This window comes from Deltaproteobacteria bacterium GWC2_65_14 (assembly GCA_001797615.1).
GTDB lineage: Bacteria > Desulfobacterota > Deferrimicrobia > Deferrimicrobiales > Deferrimicrobiaceae > GWC2-65-14.
Genome location: MGPV01000054.1, coordinates 16178 through 34561 on the forward strand (window position 1 = coordinate 16178; position 18384 = coordinate 34561).

Sequence of the window (18384 nt, forward strand, 5' to 3'; positions counted from 1 at the left end):
AGAACGGGACTTTTTCATCCGATACGACCCCGAGAAGGATGGGTGGTCCGCCCGCGCCAGGCACGCGGGAAACCGGGACACCCCAACGGGGGGAAATCATGTCGAACCGCCGGGAGAGCGGGACGCTGGACCGGGAGAAGATCCGGGCGAACCTCCTGAGCGTCGAGCACGGGACGATCCTGGGCCCCTTCCGGCTGCGGAAGGACGGGACCCAGATCGGCCACCGGAGCATCATCATCCAGTGGCAGCACGGGAAGAAGGAGATCGTCTGGCCCCAGAAAATGAGGACCGCCAGGCCGGTCATCCCATAGATGCGTCCGCGCAGTCTCTTTCTCCCCTTTTTCCTCGTCGTGACGGCCGTCGGCGTCGCGGTGGGGGTCGTCACCGCCTACCTCGTCTCGGCGAGGCTCATGGAAACGCTTGTCCGGATGGAAAAACGCCCGCTGGAGATGATCTCCGGGGAAACCTATTCCATCGCGTCGGAGACCTTCCACGGCCTGCTGGACTCCAGGAAGGAAGATGACCCGGTGACGGTGCAGACCGCCAAGCAGGACGTTCTTGCCCGGATCGCGCACTACTCGGCCTCCGGGGTGCGGGGGGAATACCGTTTTGCCGTCCTCGATGACGAAAACCGGATCCTGGTCGACTCCGGGGCGATGCTGGATTCCATTTCTTTACCCTCCTTCTCAGGAAGCCGGGAGACCCGGGAAGTCTCCTTCGAGGACGGGGAGGGAAGGGCGGTCTTCGGATACCACCGGTTTTTCCCCGCCTGGCGGTGGCATATCCTCACGCTCGTCCACGACGAGGATCTTCGGCGAGAGGCGCGCGGGATCCTCTTCCTCCTGGTGGCTTCGGGGACGCTGGCCCTGGCGGTGTTCCTCGCCCTCTCCTACTTCCTGTTCATGCGGCACATCCAGAAACCGCTCCTCGGGCTGGTTGGGCACGCTCGGAGGATCATGTCCGGCCGGTACGAAGCGGAGCCGGTGACGGGAGCGGGAGAGATCGGGGAACTCTCGGAGGCCTTCCACCGGATGGCGGAGGCGATCCGAAAGCGGGAGAAATCGCTCCTGGACCTCGCCAGGTTCACCGCCTCGAACCCGAACCTGGTGATGAAGGTGGACACGGAAGGGAGGATCCTCTACGCGAACACCAGCGTGGAGCGGGCGCTGTACGGGATGGGCCTTCCGATCCAGCACGGGGAGATGCTGCTCCCGGACGACGCCGGGGAGATCGCCCGGGACGTCCTCGCGTCGAAGGGAAAAATCCGGGAGGTGACCTTCCTCGCGGAAGGGAGGACGATCGTATACACCATCTTCGGGTTCGAGGGCGAGGAGTCGGCCGTCTTCCACGGGGTCGACGTCACCGAGAGGAAGGCGATGGAGGAGCAGCTGCTCCACTCCCGGAAGATGGAGACCCTCGGGCGGATCGCGGGCGGGGTCGCCCACGATTTCAACAACCTCCTCGCCGGGATCCTCGGCTACGCCTCCTACCTGAAAAGCAAGCCGCTCGCCGGTTCGGGGACCGATAAGGCGGTCGACAACATCGTGAAGGCGGCGGAACGGGGTGCGCAGCTGACGCGGCAGCTGCTCGGATTCGCGCGGAAGGGGACGCACGAGCATCTCCCGGTGGCCCTGAACCGGATCGTGGAGGAGGTCTCCGACCTCGTTTCCCAGACCTTCCTCAAGAACCTCTCGGTCGGACAGGAAAAGGCGGAGGACCTCCCTGTCGTCCGGGGGGACGCGACCCAGCTGAGCCAGTGCCTCATGAACCTGTGCGTGAACGCGCGGGACGCGATGCCGGACGGAGGGATCCTCACGATCACCACCCGGAGGACCCTCCTGCGGGAGGATGTCCGGGAGCGGTTTTTCCGGATTCCGGCGGGGCTCTACGCGACGATCCTCGTGGAGGACCGCGGCCACGGCATGGACGAGGCGACCCTCGAGCGGATCTTCGATCCCTTCTTCACCACCAAGGAGCCTCAGAAAGGGACCGGCCTCGGAATGGCGCTGGTCTACGGGATCGTGAAGACCCACGGGGGATACGTCACGGTGAAGAGCGCGCCCGGGGAGGGGACCTCGGTCCGGATCGATCTCCCCGCTTCCATGGAGGCAATCCCGGAGGCCGAGCCGGCCGTGGAATCCCCGCCGAGGGAACGAAGGGACATGCGGGCCGGCACCGCCCTCCTGGTCGACGACGAGGAGCTGGTCCGGGACGTGGCCGGGGCGATGCTCTCCTCCCTGGGGTACGAGGTGCTCACCGCCTCGGACGGAAGGGAAGGAGTGGAGCTCTTCCGACGGGAGCGGGACCGGATCTCCCTCACCGTGCTGGACCTCCGGATGCCGGTCATGGACGGGAAGAAGGCGTTCGAGGAGATCCGGTCGATCGATCCCTCGGCGCGGGTCGTCATCTCGACCGGATTCAGCGGCGACGAGGATGTCGGCCGGATGAAGGCCATGGGGGCGGCGGCCATCCTGTCGAAACCCTACTCCTACGGCGAGATCGCGCGGCTGGTCGCGGAACTCGGCGAGTGCCGGGAACCGGCCCCCTCACCCCCTCCAGTGGAGAAGGAATGAGGCGGCGGCCAGCAGCAGGGTGTAGGGAGCGAACCGCAGAAACCTTCCCCGGGTGACGAACCGCTCCACCAGCAGCAGCGCACCATACCCCACGACCAGCGCGCAGAGGAAGCCGGAGATGGACGGGAGAACCCCGGGCAGCGCCGACACTCCGCGGTAGAGGGTCAGGAAGGAGGCCCCCAGGATCGCCGGCAGCGAGATCAGGAAGGAGTACTTCGCGCTCCGGGAGGCCCCGATCCCGAGCATCAGCGCCAGCGAGATCGTCGATCCGGACCGGGAAAGCCCCGGCAGCACGGCGGCCCCCTGGATGAGCCCGATCGCCAGCGCGTCCCAGAAGGAGATCCGGTCCGGGTCGAGCCTGTGCCGGAACCGGAGGTTGCTCATCATCAGGAACAGCGTGAGGACGAGGTACCCGCCCCCCACGCCGCGCAGGGTGATCCCGGTCTCCACGAAGTCGCGCAGCGCGAACCCGATGACCGCCGTCGGGACGCTGCTCACGATGACCAGCAGGATGTCGCGCTTCCCCCAGGCGGGCGTCTCGAACCCGGTCTCCCGCCGGAAGAGGGAGCCGAGCATCCAGGAGATCTCCCGGCGGAGGAAGATGAGGATCGCCACCACGGTCCCGAGGTGAAGCAGCAGGTCGAACGCCAGCTCCGGTCCCGTAAGCCCGAGCAGATGCTGGGCGAGGACGAGATGGCCGGAGCTGCTGACCGGGAGGAACTCGGTCAGCCCCTGGAGGATCCCGAGGAGGATCGCCATCCAGACCGTCATGTCCGCTTCACCGGGAGATTCCCGCCCTGGCCGATTCCACGGCCCCCTGCATGACGGAGCGGATCCGCTCCAGCGCCTCCCGGTCCTTCCCCTCGAACCGCAGGACCAGGACCGGCTGGGTGTTCGAAGCGCGGACCAGCCCCCATCCCCCTTCGAAGAGGGCGCGGATCCCGTCCACCTCGATCACCTCCCGTGCCAGGGGCCGGACGAGCTCCGCGACCCGCCGCGCAACGGCGAATTTCTCCTCGTCGGGGCAGTCGACCCGGATCTCCGGGGTGGCCACCAGCGGGGGAAGATCGGACAGCATGCCGCTCAGCGGGACGGGGGAGTCTGCGAGGAGCTCGAAGAGCCTCGCGGAGGCGTAGATCGCGTCGTCGAAGCCGAGGAACCGGTCGGCGAAGAAGATGTGCCCGCTCATCTCCCCCGCCACCTCGGCCGCCTCCTCCTTCATCTTCTGCTTGATGAGCGAGTGCCCCGCCTTCCACATGACCGGCCTTCCCCCGCGCCGGGCGATGTCGTCGTAGAGGTTCTGCGACGCCTTCACCTCGGAGATGACGGTCGCCCCCGGCTTCCGCGCGAGGATCTCCCGCGCGAACAGGAGGAGGAGGGAGTCCCCGAAGAGGATGTTCCCCCGCTCGTCCACGGCGCCGATCCGGTCGGCGTCGCCGTCGTATCCCACCCCGACGTCGGCCCCCGTCTCCAATACCGCCCGGACGAGGAACCGCAGGTTCTCCGGTACGGTGGGATCGGGGAAATGGTTGGGGAACCGCCCGTCCATGTCGCAGAAAAGCTCCACGACCTCCATCCCCATCTCGCGGAACAGGGGCACAGCCACGATCCCGCCGGTGCCGTTCCCGGCGTCCACCACCACCTTGAGCGGGCGGGAGATGGAGATGTTCGACCGCACATACTCCCGGTACGCCGGGATCACCTCCCGTACGGACACGGATCCCCGCCCGGAGGCGAAGGCGCCCCCTTCCACGATCCCGCGGATCTCCTGGACCTGTTCCCCGTAGAGGGTGCCCGGCCCCAGGCAGAGCTTGAACCCGTTGAACTCGGGGGGGTTGTGGCTGCCGGTGATCATGACCCCGGCGTCCGCGGGAAACCGGAGGATGGCGAAGTAGAGAAGCGGGGTCGGGCAGACCCCCACGTCGAACACGTCGAGGCCGGTGGAAAGCACCCCCTCCACCAGGGCGTCGCGGAAGGAGGAGGAGCTCAGCCGGCAGTCCCGACCGACGACGACCGTTTGCGCCCCCCGCTTCCGCGCGTAGGTTCCGAACCCCTTCCCGATCCGCGCCACCCCTCCGGGGTCCAGATCCTCGCCGACTCTTCCCCGGATGTCGTACTCCCGGAATATGTGGGGATTCAGCACCGATCCCCCTTCAATCCAGATGGATCTCCATGTACGAACGGGAGGTCCGCCGGGCGACCTTCGTCCGGTGAGCGGCCCGGGAAACCTCGCGCGCGACCGCGGGCGCCACCTTCCGGTTGAAGACCGACGGGATGACGTAGTCCTCGTGGAGCTCCTCCTTGCTCACGCAGGAGGCGATCGCGTAGGCGGCGGCGAGCTTCATCTCCTCGTTGATCGTGGTGGCCCGGGAGTCGAGAGCCCCCCGGAATATGCCGGGGAAGCAGAGGACGTTGTTGATCTGGTTGGGGTAGTCGGAGCGGCCGGTCGCCATGATCCGGACGTGCGGCAGCGCGTCCTCCGGCTGGATCTCGGGATCCGGGTTCGCCATCGCGAAGACGATCGGATCCTTCGCCATCTTCTGCAGGTCCTTCACGGTGATCAGCCCGGGGCCCGCAAGCCCGAGGAAGAGATCCGCCCCCGCGATGACGTCGGAGAGCTTCCCCTTCTCGTTGAAGGGGTTCGTGTGGGCAGCGTACCAGTCCTTCATGAAGTTCATGTGCTGCTTCCGGCCATTGTAGATCGCCCCGACCCGGTCCACCCCGATGATGTTGCGCGCCCCCGCGTTCATGATGATCTTGCTGCAGGCCACGCCCGAGGCCCCCACCCCGGCGACCACGATCTTCATGTCCTCGATCCGCTTCTTGACGATCTTCAGCGAGTTCAGCAGGGCGGCCAGCACCACCACCGCCGTCCCGTGCTGGTCGTCGTGGAAGACGGGGATGTCCATCTCCGCCTTGAGCCGCTCCTCGATCTCGAAGCAGCGCGGCGCCGAGATGTCCTCCAGATTGATGCCGCCGAAGGTGGGCGCCAGCGCCTTGACGATCCGGATGATCTCCTCGGTGTCCTTTGTGGCCAGGCAGATCGGCCAGGCGTCCACCCCGGCGAACTCCTTGAAGAGCATCGCCTTCCCTTCCATGACCGGCATCGCCGCCTCGGGGCCGATATCCCCGAGTCCGAGCACCGCCGTTCCGTCGGACACCACCGCCACCGTGTTGCGTCGGATCGTCAGGGTGAACGACTTTTTCACATCCTTCGCGATCGCCATGCAGACCCGCGCCACGCCGGGGGTGTAGGCCATGGAGAGGTCGTTGCGGGTCTTCACCGGGATCTTGTTCGCGATCTCGATCTTGCCGCCCAGATGCTTCAGGAAGGTGCGGTCGGAAACGTTGCCGATCTTGACCCCCGGTACCTGGCGGACCACCTTGATGATCTCCTGGGCATGGTCGATCCCCCGGGCCCGGACGGTGATGTCCCGCATCACGGTCCCTTTCCCGACGCCGGACAGGTCGACGGCACCGATGTCCCCTCCCGCTTCCCCGATCGCCGTGGTGACTTTTCCAAGCATTCCGGGCCGGTTCTGGATCTCCACACGCATCGTGATGCTGTAGCTTTCACTGGGAAGAAGATTCGCGGGCATGTGTGTCCTCCATGGAGGCTTCTGTGGGAATGTTCAAGCGTGAGTGCAATTCTATTTTTCCGGGACTCCCAATTCAAGGAATTTCGCCCCGGCGATCCGCCCCTCCGGGGAACCATTCCCGGGATTCGACCATCTTAACGGTATTCTGTGCCCGGATGCACTTTCCCGAAGATCCGGTGTGCAGGGCTTTTACAGCACGGTATCCTATAGCAAGGGGGATTTTCCTTGATGATCGATGTCGGAAAACGGATCAAGAGCGTCCGGAAAAGGAAGGGGCTGACGCTCCAGGAGCTGTCGGAGAAAAGCGGGATGTCCGCCACGGCGATCAGCGCGATCGAGCGGAACGTCTCCTCCCCGACCGTGACCACCCTGGCCAGCATCGGGAGGGCCCTCGGCGAATCGCTCTCCTCGCTGCTCGGGGAAACCGAGACCGAGTATCTCCTCACGCGCGCGTCCACGAGGAACCCGGTGGCGACGGATCTCCGGAACGTGGACTTCCGGAGTCTCGGCTCCGGGATCCCCGGCCAGCGCTTTCGCCCCCTGCACTGCACCCTGCAGCCCGGTTCGGCCAGCGGGGAGGACTACGTGAACCACCCGGGGGACGATTTCTTCTTCGTGATCCGGGGAGCGCTGGAGGTGGATCTGAACGGGACCACCCTGATGCTTGAGGAAGGGGACAGCCTCTACTGCCGCGGCAACACCCCCTACCGGTGGAAAAACACGGCGGAAGGGGACACCCACCTGCTGGTCGTGGCCGCAGCCTGACCGGTTCCCGCGTTCCGGGGGCCTCTCCCCCGCTACGCGGACCGGGGCACCCCCGCCCTCGGGCAGACCGGCGCGCGGTTTCCCGCAGCCCTCATTCCGGACCGCTCCGCCGGAGGACGAGCACCTCGAACCCCTGGACGTCCACCTCGAGGACGACCCCCTCGATCACGCAGGTGAACAGCTTTCCGGATCCCGGGAATCCGTCGTCCGGCGACGGGGGGAACGCATCCTGTCCGGCCAGCCAGTCCAGCATCCCCCGGACCTCGCGGAAGGTCATGTCGGTCGCGGTGATGATGCTGTAGACCTTGCCCCGGTGGTCGATGGGGTAGATCTCCAGTTCTTCGGAGTGCATGGGGCTCCTTTCGCGCTTTACGGGGAAACCGGGTGTAGTATACGCTGGATTTCCGGAGCCGGGGAAGGGAGGGAGTCCTGTTGCTGCTCCGCGACCTGTTGGCCCACAACGCGAGAGTCCATTCCGCCCGCACCGCGCTCTCCACGGAGGGAGAAGAGATTTCCTACGGCGGCCTCGAACCGCTCGTGCGGCGGACCGCCGCCGCTCTCCACGGTCTCGGGGTGCGGAAGGGAGACCGCGTGGCGGTCCTCTCGCAGAGCTCCCTGCGGTACGTGGAGCTGCTCTTCGCCGTCCCCGCGGCGGGAGGGATCTTCGTCCCCCTGAACCCGCTGTTCATCGCACGGGAGCTCCGGCAACTCCTTATCCATTCGAGAGCCCGCGTTCTCCTGTTCGCCTCGGAATTCGAGGAGAGGGTGAACGAGCTGTTCCCGGCCCTTGCGGGGAGGACGGAAGCCTACTGCATCGACTCCTCCCGGAACGGCTACCCCCTCCTTCCGCGGAAGGGAGCCCCGGAACCCCCCGCCGACATCCCCTCGTCGGACCGGGATATCGCCCTGCAGGTCTACACCGGCGAGCGCTCCGGTCGCCCGACGGGGGCGATGCTGTCCCACCGGAACCTCCTCGCCGCCGCCGCCTCCGCCGCCGTGGAGCTCGGGCTCTCGCGGAAGGACGTCTTTCTCTCCTGCACCCCCCTCCCCTTCATCGCCGGAACCGGGAGACTGCTACGGTATCTCTACGTCGGGGGAACGATCCACCTGCAGGACGAGTTCGATCCCGACGGGGTGCTGGGGACGATCGAGCGCCGCAAGGTCACCCACGTGCTCCTCACCCCCGCCATGATCGCCCGGATCCTCTCCCTCCCCGCGGCGGAGCGGTACGATCTCGCCACGCTGCGCACGGTGCTCTACGGAGGATCCTCCATCCCTCTCGACCTGCTGCGCCGCGCCATCCGGTTCTTCCGGTGCGACATGGTGCAGTCCTACGGGCAGGTGGAGTCGGCGGGGATTCTCTCCTTTCTTCACCCGGAGGACCATTCCCTCGACGAGAGCAGCCCCTACATGCGGAAGCTGACCTCGGTGGGAAAGGAGGCGGTCGGGGTGGAGATCCGGGTGGTGGACGGGGAAGGACGGCCGATCGCGCCGAACCAGGTCGGGGAGATCGTGGCCCGGGGGGAGAACGTCTTCGAGGGGTATTTCGAGGATCCGGAGTCCACGGCGGAGGTCCTCCGGGAGGGCTGGCTCCACACGGGGGACGTGGCCTCCGTGGACGAGGAGGGATACCTCTATATCGTCGACCGGATGCGGGATACCCTGATGGTCGGCGGAATCCCGGTCACTCCCCGGGAGATCGAGTCGGTTCTCGCGGAGCACCCCGGCGTGGAGGAAGCGGCCGTCGTCGGACGCCCCGACTACGCCCTCGGGGAGATCCCGGTCGCCTTCCTCACACTGCGGGAGGGGTCCCGGGCGGACGCGGAGGAGATCCTCGCCCATTGCCGGAGCAACATGGCCCCCTTCAAGATCCCCCGGGCGGTCTCCTTCCTCCCCCGGCTCCCGAAGAACAGCGCCGGCAAGGTGCTCAAGGCGAAGCTCCGGGAAGGGATCCTGGCCCAAAGAAGCTGACTACTCCCCGAACACCTCCGCCGTGAAGGAATAGAGCTCGACCTCCTCCCTCCAGGCGTCCCCCGGCAGCCCGGCCTTCGCGCACAGGCGGGAGAGGAAGGTCTCCCGGTTCCAGCCATGCAGCGCGGCCACCTGGGGGAGCAGCAGCCCTCTGTGCATTCCTTTCCGGATCGCGAGGCCGTGGGTCCCGACGGCGATCTCCCCCGGGGAAACGGGGAAGAGAGGAGAGAGAACGGAGATCTCGAACCGGACCTTCCCGACCTCGTCCTGGGTCACGGGAGGAAAGCGGAGATCCTCGGTCGCCGCCGCGATCGCGCACTCCTGGACGGTCCGGTAGAGGGGCGACTTCGCTTCCGTGTACCCGATGCACCCCCGGAGGCTTCCTTCCAGGGTCAGGGTCACGAAGGCGGCCCCGGGGGCCAAAAGCGTCTCCGAGGAGGGCGGTTCCTTCCGAATCCCCTCCCCCCCGAGGGTGGCGGACACGGCCCTCCTCGCGATCGCGAGAAGCTCCGCGCGCTCCGCCTCGTCCAGCGGAAAGGGGGAGCGGCCTCCCTCACCGGGGGACGACATCGCGCGTCCCCGCTCCGCCGGAATTCCGCTCCACTGCGGCGACCTCCAGCCGCTCTCGGACCAGCAGCCGGATGAACTCCTCGTCGTCCACGACGAGCAGCCGCTCCCCGTTCGACGGGACACCCGGAACCCCGGGACGGATGTCGATTTTCCCGCTCACATCCTCTCTTTTCGGGCAGGCCGGGGGGGATATTTAGCGGTTTTTTCCCCCTCCCGGACCGTCCTACACGTTGAACCGGACATGCACGATCTCCCCGTCCCGGACGACGTAGTCCTTCCCTTCCAGCCTCAGCTTCCCTCCGGTTTTCGCGTTCGCCATGGAGCCGCAGCGAAAGAACTCCCCGCAGTCGATCACCTCCGCGCGGATGAAGCCCTTCCCCATGTCGGAGTGGATCTTCCCCGCCGCCGCGTGGGCGGTCGTCCCCCTGCGGACGTTCCAGCCCCTCACCTCATCCTCCCCTACCGTGAAAAAGGAGATGTGGTCCATCGCCTCGAGCGCGGCCCGAACCAGCCGGTCCCGGGCCCCCCGGCCGACCCCCATCTCCCGGAGGAACTCGGCCTGCTCTCCGGGGGAGAGCCGGGATATCTCCTCCTCGACCAGGGCGCAGAGCCGCACCAGGGGGATCCCCTTCGAGGAGGCGACCTCCGAAAGCTCCGGAAACGGCTCCCCCCGGATCGCCTCCTCTCCCACGTTCAGCGCGAGGACGAGCGGAAGCTGGCTGACGAACCGGAACCCCGACAGGGTGCGGGCCTCCTCCGCCGCCAGGGAAATCTCCCGGACCGGCAGCCCGTTCTCGAGCGACTCGATCACGCGGTGGAGAGCGGACCACTCGGCGTCCCTGCGGGCCTCCTTCGTCATCCGCTCGATCCTCTTCTGGGCGACGAGATAGTCGGACAGCACCAGCTCCGACAGGATCTCCCGGAACTCCTTGAGGGGATTCAGCCCTTCCGGGGGGGCGGGACGGAAGTCGTCCGCGAATCCCCGGAGCACCAGGTCCAGGACATCGACGTTCCGGATCCGGACGAGGGTTTCCGGGGGAAGCAGCGTACCCTCCCCCGGGTCGATCTCGGTGAAGACGATGGAGACATGGGTGGTCTTTTTCGGACGATAGATTTCGGCCAGACGGTCCACGCGGTCGTCGGGCACCTTGATCGTGCAGACCCCGGCATGCCGGCCGGAAGACCCGGAGGCGTCGCCCCCCCCCGACAGGGAGCGGAAGAGCGTGCTCTTCCCGACCCCTCCGTTTCCGAAGATCCCGACCTTCACGTACGGGAGTTCTCCATGTCCGGAATCCCCTGGAAGAGATCCTCCTCGGGAAGGGAGACCGCGCAGCCCCTGTGCCTGGCAAGGACGTAGCTCTCGAGGCGGCAGAATTCCAGATACCCTTCCCTGGAGAGGATCCGGCGGGCATCCTTCTCCTGGGTCTTGTGGGAGGCAAAGGCCTCGATCTTGGTGTCCACGAAGGAGGAGGTGTCGATGAAGGTCGTCAGCTCCTTCCGGGGAACACCCGCGAGAGGGATCCCCCACCGTTCGAGGATCTCCCGGGCGATCTCGAACTGGTACAATTTGTACGGGGCCCACGGGGACATCCCGTTTCCCTTTGGACCGGGAAAGCGGGAGGGGTCGGCGGCGGCGTCGAACGCCTCGAGGGCGATCGCCGACATCGCCACGTGGTCCGGATGCCGGGAGACTCCTTCGGGCCCGAACCCGATCAGGACATGGGGACGGACTCTGCGGATCTGCTCGACCGTTTTCCCGAGAATCCGCTCGCGCGGCGTGTGAACGAGCTGCTTGTCCCGGAACCCGAGGAAGACGACCTCCCGGATCCCCAGGATCCCGGCCGCCTCCCGCAGCTCCCTCTCGCGGACCTCGCCGAGCCGATCCCGCTCCGCTACCGGAGGATCGCCCGTCATCCCCTCCTCTCCCCTCGTCGCCGTCACGAGGGTGACCTCGACTCCCTCGCGTGCGTACCGGGCGATCGTTCCCCCCGGCCCGAAGGTTTCGTCGTCGGGATGGGCCAGCAGCAGCAGCAAGCGTCTTGTCATTCCGGAAGGCTTCCTCGCAAGGGATGAATTCCCCTATAGGATTGCCACAATAGCACAAAGGTTTCCCCGCTTGCACCCCGCCGGGAGAACCCCTATCCTTGTTTCCGATGGACCAGTACTCCGTTTCACAAATACGGCTGCATTCGAGCGCCGCTCTCGGTGCGACACCGTATTTATGAAGCGGAGTACTAAATCGGCGCTGGTCCTCGGTGGAGGCGGAATCACGGGGGGAGTCTATGAGCTGGGAGTCCTCTCCGCCCTCGACGAGTTCGTCGTCCGCGGGAAAAAGGCGATCGATTTCGACACTTTCGTCGGGATCAGCTCCGGCAGCATCCTGGCCGCCTTCCTCGCGAACGGGATCTCGGTGGCCGAGATGTGCAAGGGAATCCTGGGGGAGGAGGGTCACCCCCTGCTTTTGCGCCGGGAGGACATCTACAGGATCCGCGTTTCTCCCCTCTTTCGGTCCGCCTGGCGGTTCGCGCGGAACATCGGCCCGGTCTTCCGCTACCTGCGCCGCGAGCGGCAGGAGATCACCCTCCTGAACACGATCTCGATGTTCGAGCAGTTCCTCCCGGCAGGGTTTTTTTCGAACGAGAACCTCGAGCGGTACGTGCGGAGGATCCTCTCCGGGGAGGGGCGGACGAACGACTTCCGGGAAACCGCGCGGGAACTCTTCATCGTCGCCACCGAGATCGACACCGGGGAACGGTGGGTGTTCGGGAAGCAGGCGGTCGAAGACGTCCCGGTCTCGAAGGCGATCCAGGCCTCCTGCGCCATCCCGGTCTTCTTCGAGCCGGTGCGGATCGCCGACCGCTTCTTCGTGGACGGCGCGACCGAGCGGGCCGGCCACCTCGACATCCCGGTGGGGGTTGGGGCCGGGCTGGTGGTGATGATCAACCCGACCGTGCCCGTCTACAACGACCGGACCGTGGTCTGCATCCCCACGATCCTCGGGAACTGCAGCTCGATCACGGAGATCGGGTTCCCGAACATCGCGGACCAGACCTTCCGGATCAACTCCCGGGTGAAGCTCGAGCTGGCGATGGAGGTCTACCGGAAGCGCCATCCCGACATCGACTTCCTGCTGCTCGAGCCGGCCCCGATGGAGTCCACCCTCTTCCTCTACGGGAGCATGAATTTCTCGGAGCGTGTCCAGGTGCTAAACTACGGGTACAATTCCGCCGCTTTCTACTTCATGGAGCATTTCGATATGCTGAAAGCCTGTTTCGCGAAACACGACATGGAGGTCTCCTTGGACCGGATCCGGACCGACCGGTTCCTGGAGCTCGCGTCGCGCCCGAAGGCGCGGCGGAGGTTCGCCATGAAACCTTACCGGTAGCGCCCGGAACCGGGAGGAACGGCGCCTACCAGTTGTAGCCCGCCTCCCCGTGCTGGGCGAGGTCGAGCCCCATGACCTCCTCCTCGCCGGGCACGCGCAGCCCCACCACCCTGTCCAGGAGCCGGAACAGCAGCCAGGTCACGACGAACGCGTAGGCCGCCGAGACCGCCGCGGCCGCCGCCTGGACGGCGAGAAGCCCCGGATTCCCGAAGAACAGGCCGTTTCCCCCCGCCGCGTTGACCGCCGTCGAGGCGAACAACCCGGTGGCGAGGGCTCCCCAGGTGCCGCCGACGCCGTGGACCCCGACGACATCGAGCGAGTCGTCGTACCCGAGCCTGCCCTTCATCATCACCGCGCCGTAGCAGAGCGCGCCCGCCACCCCTCCGATCGCGACGGCGGAGACCGGGCCGACGAACCCCGCCGCCGGGGTGATCGCGACCAGCCCCGCCACCGCGCCGGAGGCGGCTCCCAGGACGGTCGGCTTCCCGCGGTGGATCCACTCCGCGAAGGCCCAGGAGAGCATCGCCGTCGACGCGGCCATGTGGGTCACCACGAAGGCGCTGGTGGAGAGTCCCCCCGCCGACAGGGCGCTGCCGGCGTTGAACCCGAACCAGCCGAACCAGAGGATCCCGGCGCCGAGCACCGTCATCGGGAGGTTGTGGGGGGCCATGTTGTCGGTCCCGTGTCCCCGGCGCTTCCCGGCGACCAGGACCGCCGCCAGGGCGCTCGCCCCGGAGGTGATGTGGACCACCGTCCCGCCGGCGAAGTCGAGCACGCCGAGGTTCCGGATCCATCCCCCGACCCCCCAGACCCAGTGGGCGACCGGGCAGTAGACCAGCAGCGACCAGAGGAGCACGAAGACGAGGAAGGCCGAGAACTTCAGCCGCTCGGCGAAGGCCCCGGTGATGAGCGCCGGAGTGATCACCGCGAACATCGCCTGGTAGATCATGAACGCCTGGTGGGGGACCGTCGCCACGTAGTCCGGGTAGGGGTCGAGCCCCACGCCGCGCAGCGCGAACCAGGAGAGGTCCCCGATGATCCCCTTCACGTCCGGGCCGAAGGAAAGGGAGTACCCGATGAAAAGCCATTCGACGCTGACCAGGCCGATCACGATCAGCGACTGCATGATGGTGCCCAGGGTGTTCTTCCTGCGGACCATCCCCCCGTAGAACAGGGCGAGACCCGGAGTCATGAGCATCACAAGCGCCGCGGAGAGCAGAATGAACGCGGTGTCTCCCGTGTTCATGGTGGGTTCCTCCTTCCGGTGACGGGTGCCTACCGGCTACGGAAACGGCAATCCTTGTGCCATCCCGATAGCTCCTTTAACATCGGGAGCTTTCCACGGAACCTCGCTCCGGAGACGAAAACAGTAGTGTAAGGAAAAGGTAACGATTGTCTGCTTTTCGACAACGAACCCGACGGATTCACCCCGGGGGATGTCCGGGCCGGTCTCGGTCGAGCACCTCCCGGACGGTTTTCGCGAGGAGATCGGCCCGGTAGGGCTTCGCCAGGAAGGCGGACGCCCGCGAAGCCTTTCCCGCGGCCTCGTCGTCCTCGGAGCGGTAGCCGCTGGAAAGAATGACCCTGGCCCCGGGGTCCAGCTTCCGGATCCGCTCCAGGACCTCCATGCCGGAGAGGCGGGGCATCGACAGGTCCAGGAGGACGAGGTCGATGCGCTTGCGGTACCGGACGAACATGTCGATCGCCTGTTGCCCGTCGGCCGCGGAGAGCACCGTGTAGCCGTGGATCTCGAGGACCTGCCGTCCCAGGTCCCGGATCATCTCCTCGTCGTCGGCCAGGAGGACCGTCTCCTTCCCCCGGTGCGAACCGGGCTGTTCCGGGACCGCCTCCGTCTGCCTCACCGGCTCCCCCGCCCGGGGGATGTAGACACGGAAGGCGCTCCCCTCGTCCCTGCGGCTCTCCACGTTGATCCAGCCGGCATGCTGCTTGACGATCCCGAAGACGGTGGAGAGCCCCAGCCCGGTCCCGCGACCCATCTTCTTCGTGGTGAAGAACGGCTCGAAGACCCTCCGCCGGGTCTCCTCGTCCATCCCGACACCGTTGTCGACGACCGAGACCATGACGAAATCCCCTTCCCGGGCGTAGGGGAAGGAGCGGAGATACTCCTCGGGAATTGTCACGTTTTCCGCGGAAACCCGGATGCGGAATCCGCCCGGCGCCGTGGGGACCTTCCGGGCGCCGTCCAGGCACTCCGTCACGGCATCCCGCGCGTTCACGCACAGGTTCATCAGCACCTGTTGGAGCTGCCCGGAATCGGCGGCGGCAGGCCACAGGTCCGGCGGCGAAAGCATGTCCACGCCGATCCGGCGGTCGATCGTCTGGGAGAACAGGTGCACCACTTCCGCGACCACGCTCCCCACGTTCACGGCCTCCCGCTCGATCGGGGAGCGCCTGGAAAATTCGAGCAGCTGGCGGACGAGCCGCGCCGCCCGCTCCGACGCATGGATCGACTCCTCGACCGGCGCCAGGGCCGCGGACTCCGGCTTGAGCAACCTCCGGGCGAGATCCAGGTTCCCCAGGATCCCGGTCAGGATGTTGTTGAAGTCGTGCGCCACCCCGCCCGCCAGCGTCCCCACCGCCTCCAGCTTCTGCATCGCGACGACCTGCCGTTCGAGGCGTCGCCTCTCGGTGACGTCGGACCCGACCGCAAGGATGGAGGACGGCTTCCCTTCGGCGTCCGGCAGGACGGCCGCACTCCACACGATGATCCGCTCTTCCCCCCGCCTGCCCAGGAGTGGGTGCTCCGACGCCCCGGGGTCCTCCCCGCTCCGGATCCTCTGCAGCAATTCCTCGAACGGGGCCCGGTGCTCGGCGGGGACGAGAAGGTCGGCCGCGCGCCGCCCGAGCACCTGCCCCGCCGTACGGCCGGTGACCTCCTCGCACATCCGGTTGAAGAGGAGGATCTCTCCGCCCTGCCCCAGCTGCATCACGAGCGACCCGGAGACATCGAGAATCCTCGAGGAAAAATCCCGCTCCGACCGCAGATCCTCCAGCACCTGTTTCCGCTGCGTGACATCCCGGAGGAGGATCATCCCGAGAGGCCCCTTCATCAAGGGCTCGTAGTCCTCGTTCCGGTTCCCCCTCGGCACCCAGGTCACCGTCAGCTCACAGGGGAAGACACTTCCGTCCTTCCGGAGGATCGGTATCTCCCGGGCTTCCTCGCCGTTCCCCTGCTCCGAAAGACGCTCCATGCGGGCGAACTGACCGTCCCGAATCTCCGGGGGGAAGATCCGGGCATACTCCGCGCCCGCGAGTTCCTCCGCGGAAGGGTATCCGAGCATCGCGGCGCCGGCCGGGTTGACCCGCACGATCCTTCCTCCCCGGACCAGGATCACCCCGTCCCGCTGGGTCCCCAGCAGGTCGTCGTAGGCGTTCTTCGCGCAGACGAACATTTCGTGCCGCCTGGCGCTGAGGATCGCGGTCTCGAGCCTCGACGCCATCGCCTTGAGGGCCTCGACCTCGAGCGGGTCGAAGGCGTCCTCGACCGACCCGTACAGGGTGAGCGCCATCGGCGCCATCCCCCTCCCGCGGATCGGGAAGGAGGCCGCGCTCCGGATCCGGAAGGTCTCGAAGACCGCCTTCCAGGGGAGGAGGGCGGCGGCGCCCCGGACCCGGTTCACCACACAGGGCATGCCGGTGCGGATCGCCTTCCCCGTCGGCTCCTGTCCCTCCGGGGAGTCGTCCCAGCGGACGGCGATCCTCGAGAGAACGCCTCTTCCGGATCCGGCGCTCCGCGCGACCCGGACCCTGCCGTCCGGGTCGCCGGCCCCGATCCATGCCAGCGCGTAGCCGCGGCCCGAGGTCAGCCCCTCGCAGACGAGGGAGAGGATCCGCTCCTCCTCCAGGACGCCGATCACCGCCTGGTCCACGCCCGCCATGACGCGGAAGCGGCGCTCGAGCCGTTCCTTCAGGAAGAACCATCGCTCCGTGAGGGCGAACCCGGTCGCCAGGAGGAAGGAGATCCCGAATTCGACCACCGGGACGGTCATCTCCCCGCTCCCGGGATCCCCGTCCGCCACCATCTGGACGATCGACCCGACCCGGAGCACTCCCATCAGCAGCAGCGCCAGCGTGACGAGCGACCAGTGGGGCCCCAGACGCTTGTGGTAGACAAACCGCAGGGAAAGCGCGGCCGCCAGAAACTGGAAGATCGCGGATACGACGAAGAGCGCGATCAAAATACCCCCCCGGGACTGCGGCATCCGACGATTCCGATGCCCCCTGCTCCTTCATAACGGAAACAGGCTGGGAAATCCTTACCTTTTTTTCATCCGCTGCCCCCTCCACATGGACCCGATTCCTCGACGACGGCGAGGAGGAATAGGATCCACGATTTTTCCAGGGGGTTTGAACCGGGAAAGAGAATCCCGTATGCTGGTTTCTGCAGCGGCAAAACGGAGTTCCTATTCCAGGAGGAGAGGTGTGCCATGGGGCAGGTCGTCCACACGTCGCGGATCACGATCACCCGGGAGAAGGGTCCCACCCGCAAGGCGATGATCGAGGGGTTCCCGGAGCCGGTCTACTACGGGGTCCACGGAGGGATCAAGAAGTTCTACAAGATCGAGCCGGAGAAGGAGCATGCCGCCACCCTCGACCACATCGTCGGCGCGGTCGGCGGCTGAATGATGGGGACACTGGCCGCGGTGCTGGCCAGCAGGAAGATCCCGACCTTCGGCGACCGCTACCGGGCCGACATCGAGGGGGAGATCGAGGATGTCGCCGGGGTGATGAAGATCGTAAGGATCCGGGTCCGGTACACCCTGAAGGCGCCTCCGGGCAAGAGCGCGGAGGCAAAAGAAGCGCTGGGGGCCTACCTCACCCAGTGCCCCGCCGCGATGAGCGTTTCGGGATGCATCGAACTGTCCCACGAGATCGACGTCACGGAACTCGAGGCCTGAGGAAACGGGAGGATCCCCGATGAGAGCCGCCCTCTGCGAAACGTTCGGAAAACCGCTGGCCCTGACCGATCTTCCCCGCCCGGAGCCCGGGCCGGGGGAGGTGCTGATCCGCGTCAAGGCGTGCGGGGTCTGCCACAGCGACCTTCACCTGGTGGACGGCGACTGGAAGGACTGGGGGACTCCCCTGCCGATCGTCCCGGGGCACGAGGTGACCGGGGTGGTGGAGAGGGCGGGCGACGGCGTCCCCGGGCTCTCGGCCGGGGACCCGGTCGGCGTCCCCTGGATGCAATATGCCTGCGGGGGCTGCGTCCCCTGCCGGTCCGGCGCGGAGATGCTCTGCGCCGCGCAGAAGAGCACCGGGATCACGGTCTACGGCGGCTACGCGGAGTACCTCACGGCGCCGGCCGCCTTCACCCACAAGATCCCGGAGGGGCTCGACCTGGTCGCCGCCGCTCCCCTCCTGTGCGCGGGGATCACCGTCTTTTCCCCTCTGCGGCGCGCCGGAAACCTGGCCGGGAAGACCGTCGCCATCGCCGGGATGGGCGGACTGGGGCACCTCGGCGTGCGGATGGCCTCCGCCATGGGGGCCCGGGTGGTGGCGA

16 protein-coding genes and 1 pseudogene (1 of these 17 running past the window's edge) are annotated in these 18384 nt (G+C 66.9%); 8 read left to right on the forward strand and 9 right to left on the reverse strand.

The genetic code is table 11. The annotated features are described in order from the left end of the window. Positions 1-98 precede the first annotated feature (98 nt). A complete protein-coding gene (locus tag A2X88_02280) occupies positions 99-311 on the forward strand; it encodes a hypothetical protein (GenBank protein ID OGP33389.1) in 213 nt (70 codons plus the stop codon). Next, positions 312-2573 (forward strand): hypothetical protein, encoded by a 2262-nt coding sequence (locus tag A2X88_02285; protein OGP33390.1) that lies wholly within the window; start codon positions 312-314, stop codon positions 2571-2573. It begins immediately after the preceding gene. On the opposite strand, the gene A2X88_02290 is transcribed toward A2X88_02285, so the two are convergent. Genes A2X88_02290 through A2X88_02300 form a run of 3 tightly spaced genes read right to left on the reverse strand, consistent with a single transcriptional unit; the run spans position 2547 to position 6172 of the window. Beyond that, positions 2547-3344 (reverse strand): hypothetical protein, encoded by a 798-nt coding sequence (locus A2X88_02290; GenBank protein OGP33391.1) that lies wholly within the window; start codon positions 3342-3344, stop codon positions 2547-2549. The two genes, A2X88_02285 and A2X88_02290, sit on opposite strands and share 27 nt — an antisense overlap. A 7-nt stretch (positions 3345-3351) precedes the next feature. Then, entirely contained in the window at positions 3352-4713 is a 1362-nt protein-coding gene (locus tag A2X88_02295) for a phosphomannomutase (protein ID OGP33415.1), read from the reverse strand. 13 nt (positions 4714-4726) lie between these two features. After that, a complete protein-coding gene (locus A2X88_02300) occupies positions 4727-6172 on the reverse strand; it encodes a malate dehydrogenase (protein OGP33392.1) in 1446 nt (481 codons plus the stop codon). A gap of 228 nt (positions 6173-6400) precedes the next feature. On the opposite strand from A2X88_02300, the gene A2X88_02305 reads away from it, so the two are divergent. Beyond that, on the forward strand, positions 6401-6937 hold the full coding sequence (locus A2X88_02305; protein OGP33393.1) for a hypothetical protein: 537 nt from the start codon (positions 6401-6403) through the stop codon (positions 6935-6937). 91 nt (positions 6938-7028) lie between these two features. On the opposite strand, the gene A2X88_02310 is transcribed toward A2X88_02305, so the two are convergent. After that, on the reverse strand, positions 7029-7289 hold the full coding sequence (locus A2X88_02310) for a hypothetical protein (GenBank protein ID OGP33394.1): 261 nt from the start codon (positions 7287-7289) through the stop codon (positions 7029-7031). 77 nt (positions 7290-7366) lie between these two features. On the opposite strand from A2X88_02310, the gene A2X88_02315 reads away from it, so the two are divergent. Beyond that, entirely contained in the window at positions 7367-8908 is a 1542-nt protein-coding gene (locus tag A2X88_02315) for a hypothetical protein (protein ID OGP33395.1), read from the forward strand. On the opposite strand, the gene A2X88_02320 is transcribed toward A2X88_02315, so the two are convergent. The 3 genes from A2X88_02320 to A2X88_02330 all read right to left on the reverse strand — a co-directional run bounded on the left by A2X88_02320 (position 8909) and on the right by A2X88_02330 (position 11512). Continuing rightward, positions 8909-9478: a hypothetical protein gene (locus A2X88_02320; GenBank protein OGP33396.1), complete on the reverse strand. Its 570-nt coding sequence runs from the start codon at positions 9476-9478 to the stop codon at positions 8909-8911. A 223-nt stretch (positions 9479-9701) separates the two neighbouring features. Beyond that, a complete protein-coding gene (locus A2X88_02325) occupies positions 9702-10745 on the reverse strand; it encodes a hypothetical protein (protein OGP33397.1) in 1044 nt (347 codons plus the stop codon). Further along, the gene (locus tag A2X88_02330; protein ID OGP33398.1) at positions 10742-11512 is read right to left on the reverse strand and encodes a hypothetical protein; all 771 of its coding nucleotides are present in this window, start codon (positions 11510-11512) and stop codon (positions 10742-10744) included. The genes A2X88_02325 and A2X88_02330 overlap by 4 nt, the downstream gene beginning before the upstream one ends. A 187-nt stretch (positions 11513-11699) precedes the next feature. Here A2X88_02330 and A2X88_02335 point away from each other — a divergent pair, with 187 nt between their 5' ends. Next, on the forward strand, positions 11700-12863 hold the full coding sequence (locus tag A2X88_02335) for a hypothetical protein (GenBank protein ID OGP33399.1): 1164 nt from the start codon (positions 11700-11702) through the stop codon (positions 12861-12863). A 25-nt stretch (positions 12864-12888) separates the two neighbouring features. On the opposite strand, the gene A2X88_02340 is transcribed toward A2X88_02335, so the two are convergent. Both A2X88_02340 and A2X88_02345 read right to left on the reverse strand, forming a co-directional pair. Continuing rightward, positions 12889-14109, reverse strand: coding sequence for an ammonia channel protein (locus tag A2X88_02340; protein OGP33400.1), 1221 nt, complete (start codon positions 14107-14109; stop codon positions 12889-12891). A 178-nt stretch (positions 14110-14287) separates the two neighbouring features. Next, positions 14288-17086: a hypothetical protein gene (locus tag A2X88_02345; GenBank protein ID OGP33401.1), complete on the reverse strand. Its 2799-nt coding sequence runs from the start codon at positions 17084-17086 to the stop codon at positions 14288-14290. A gap of 225 nt (positions 17087-17311) precedes the next feature. Here A2X88_02345 and A2X88_02350 point away from each other — a divergent pair, with 225 nt between their 5' ends. The 3 genes and pseudogenes from A2X88_02350 to A2X88_02360 all read left to right on the forward strand — a co-directional run. Continuing rightward, a complete protein-coding gene (locus tag A2X88_02350) occupies positions 17312-17506 on the forward strand; it encodes a hypothetical protein (protein ID OGP33402.1) in 195 nt (64 codons plus the stop codon). Continuing rightward, complete coding sequence (locus tag A2X88_02355; GenBank protein ID OGP33403.1) at positions 17507-17782, forward strand: hypothetical protein; 276 nt, start codon at positions 17507-17509, stop codon at positions 17780-17782. A gap of 19 nt (positions 17783-17801) precedes the next feature. Then, a pseudogene (locus tag A2X88_02360) lies at positions 17802-18384 on the forward strand (hypothetical protein) (it continues 428 nt past the right edge of the window).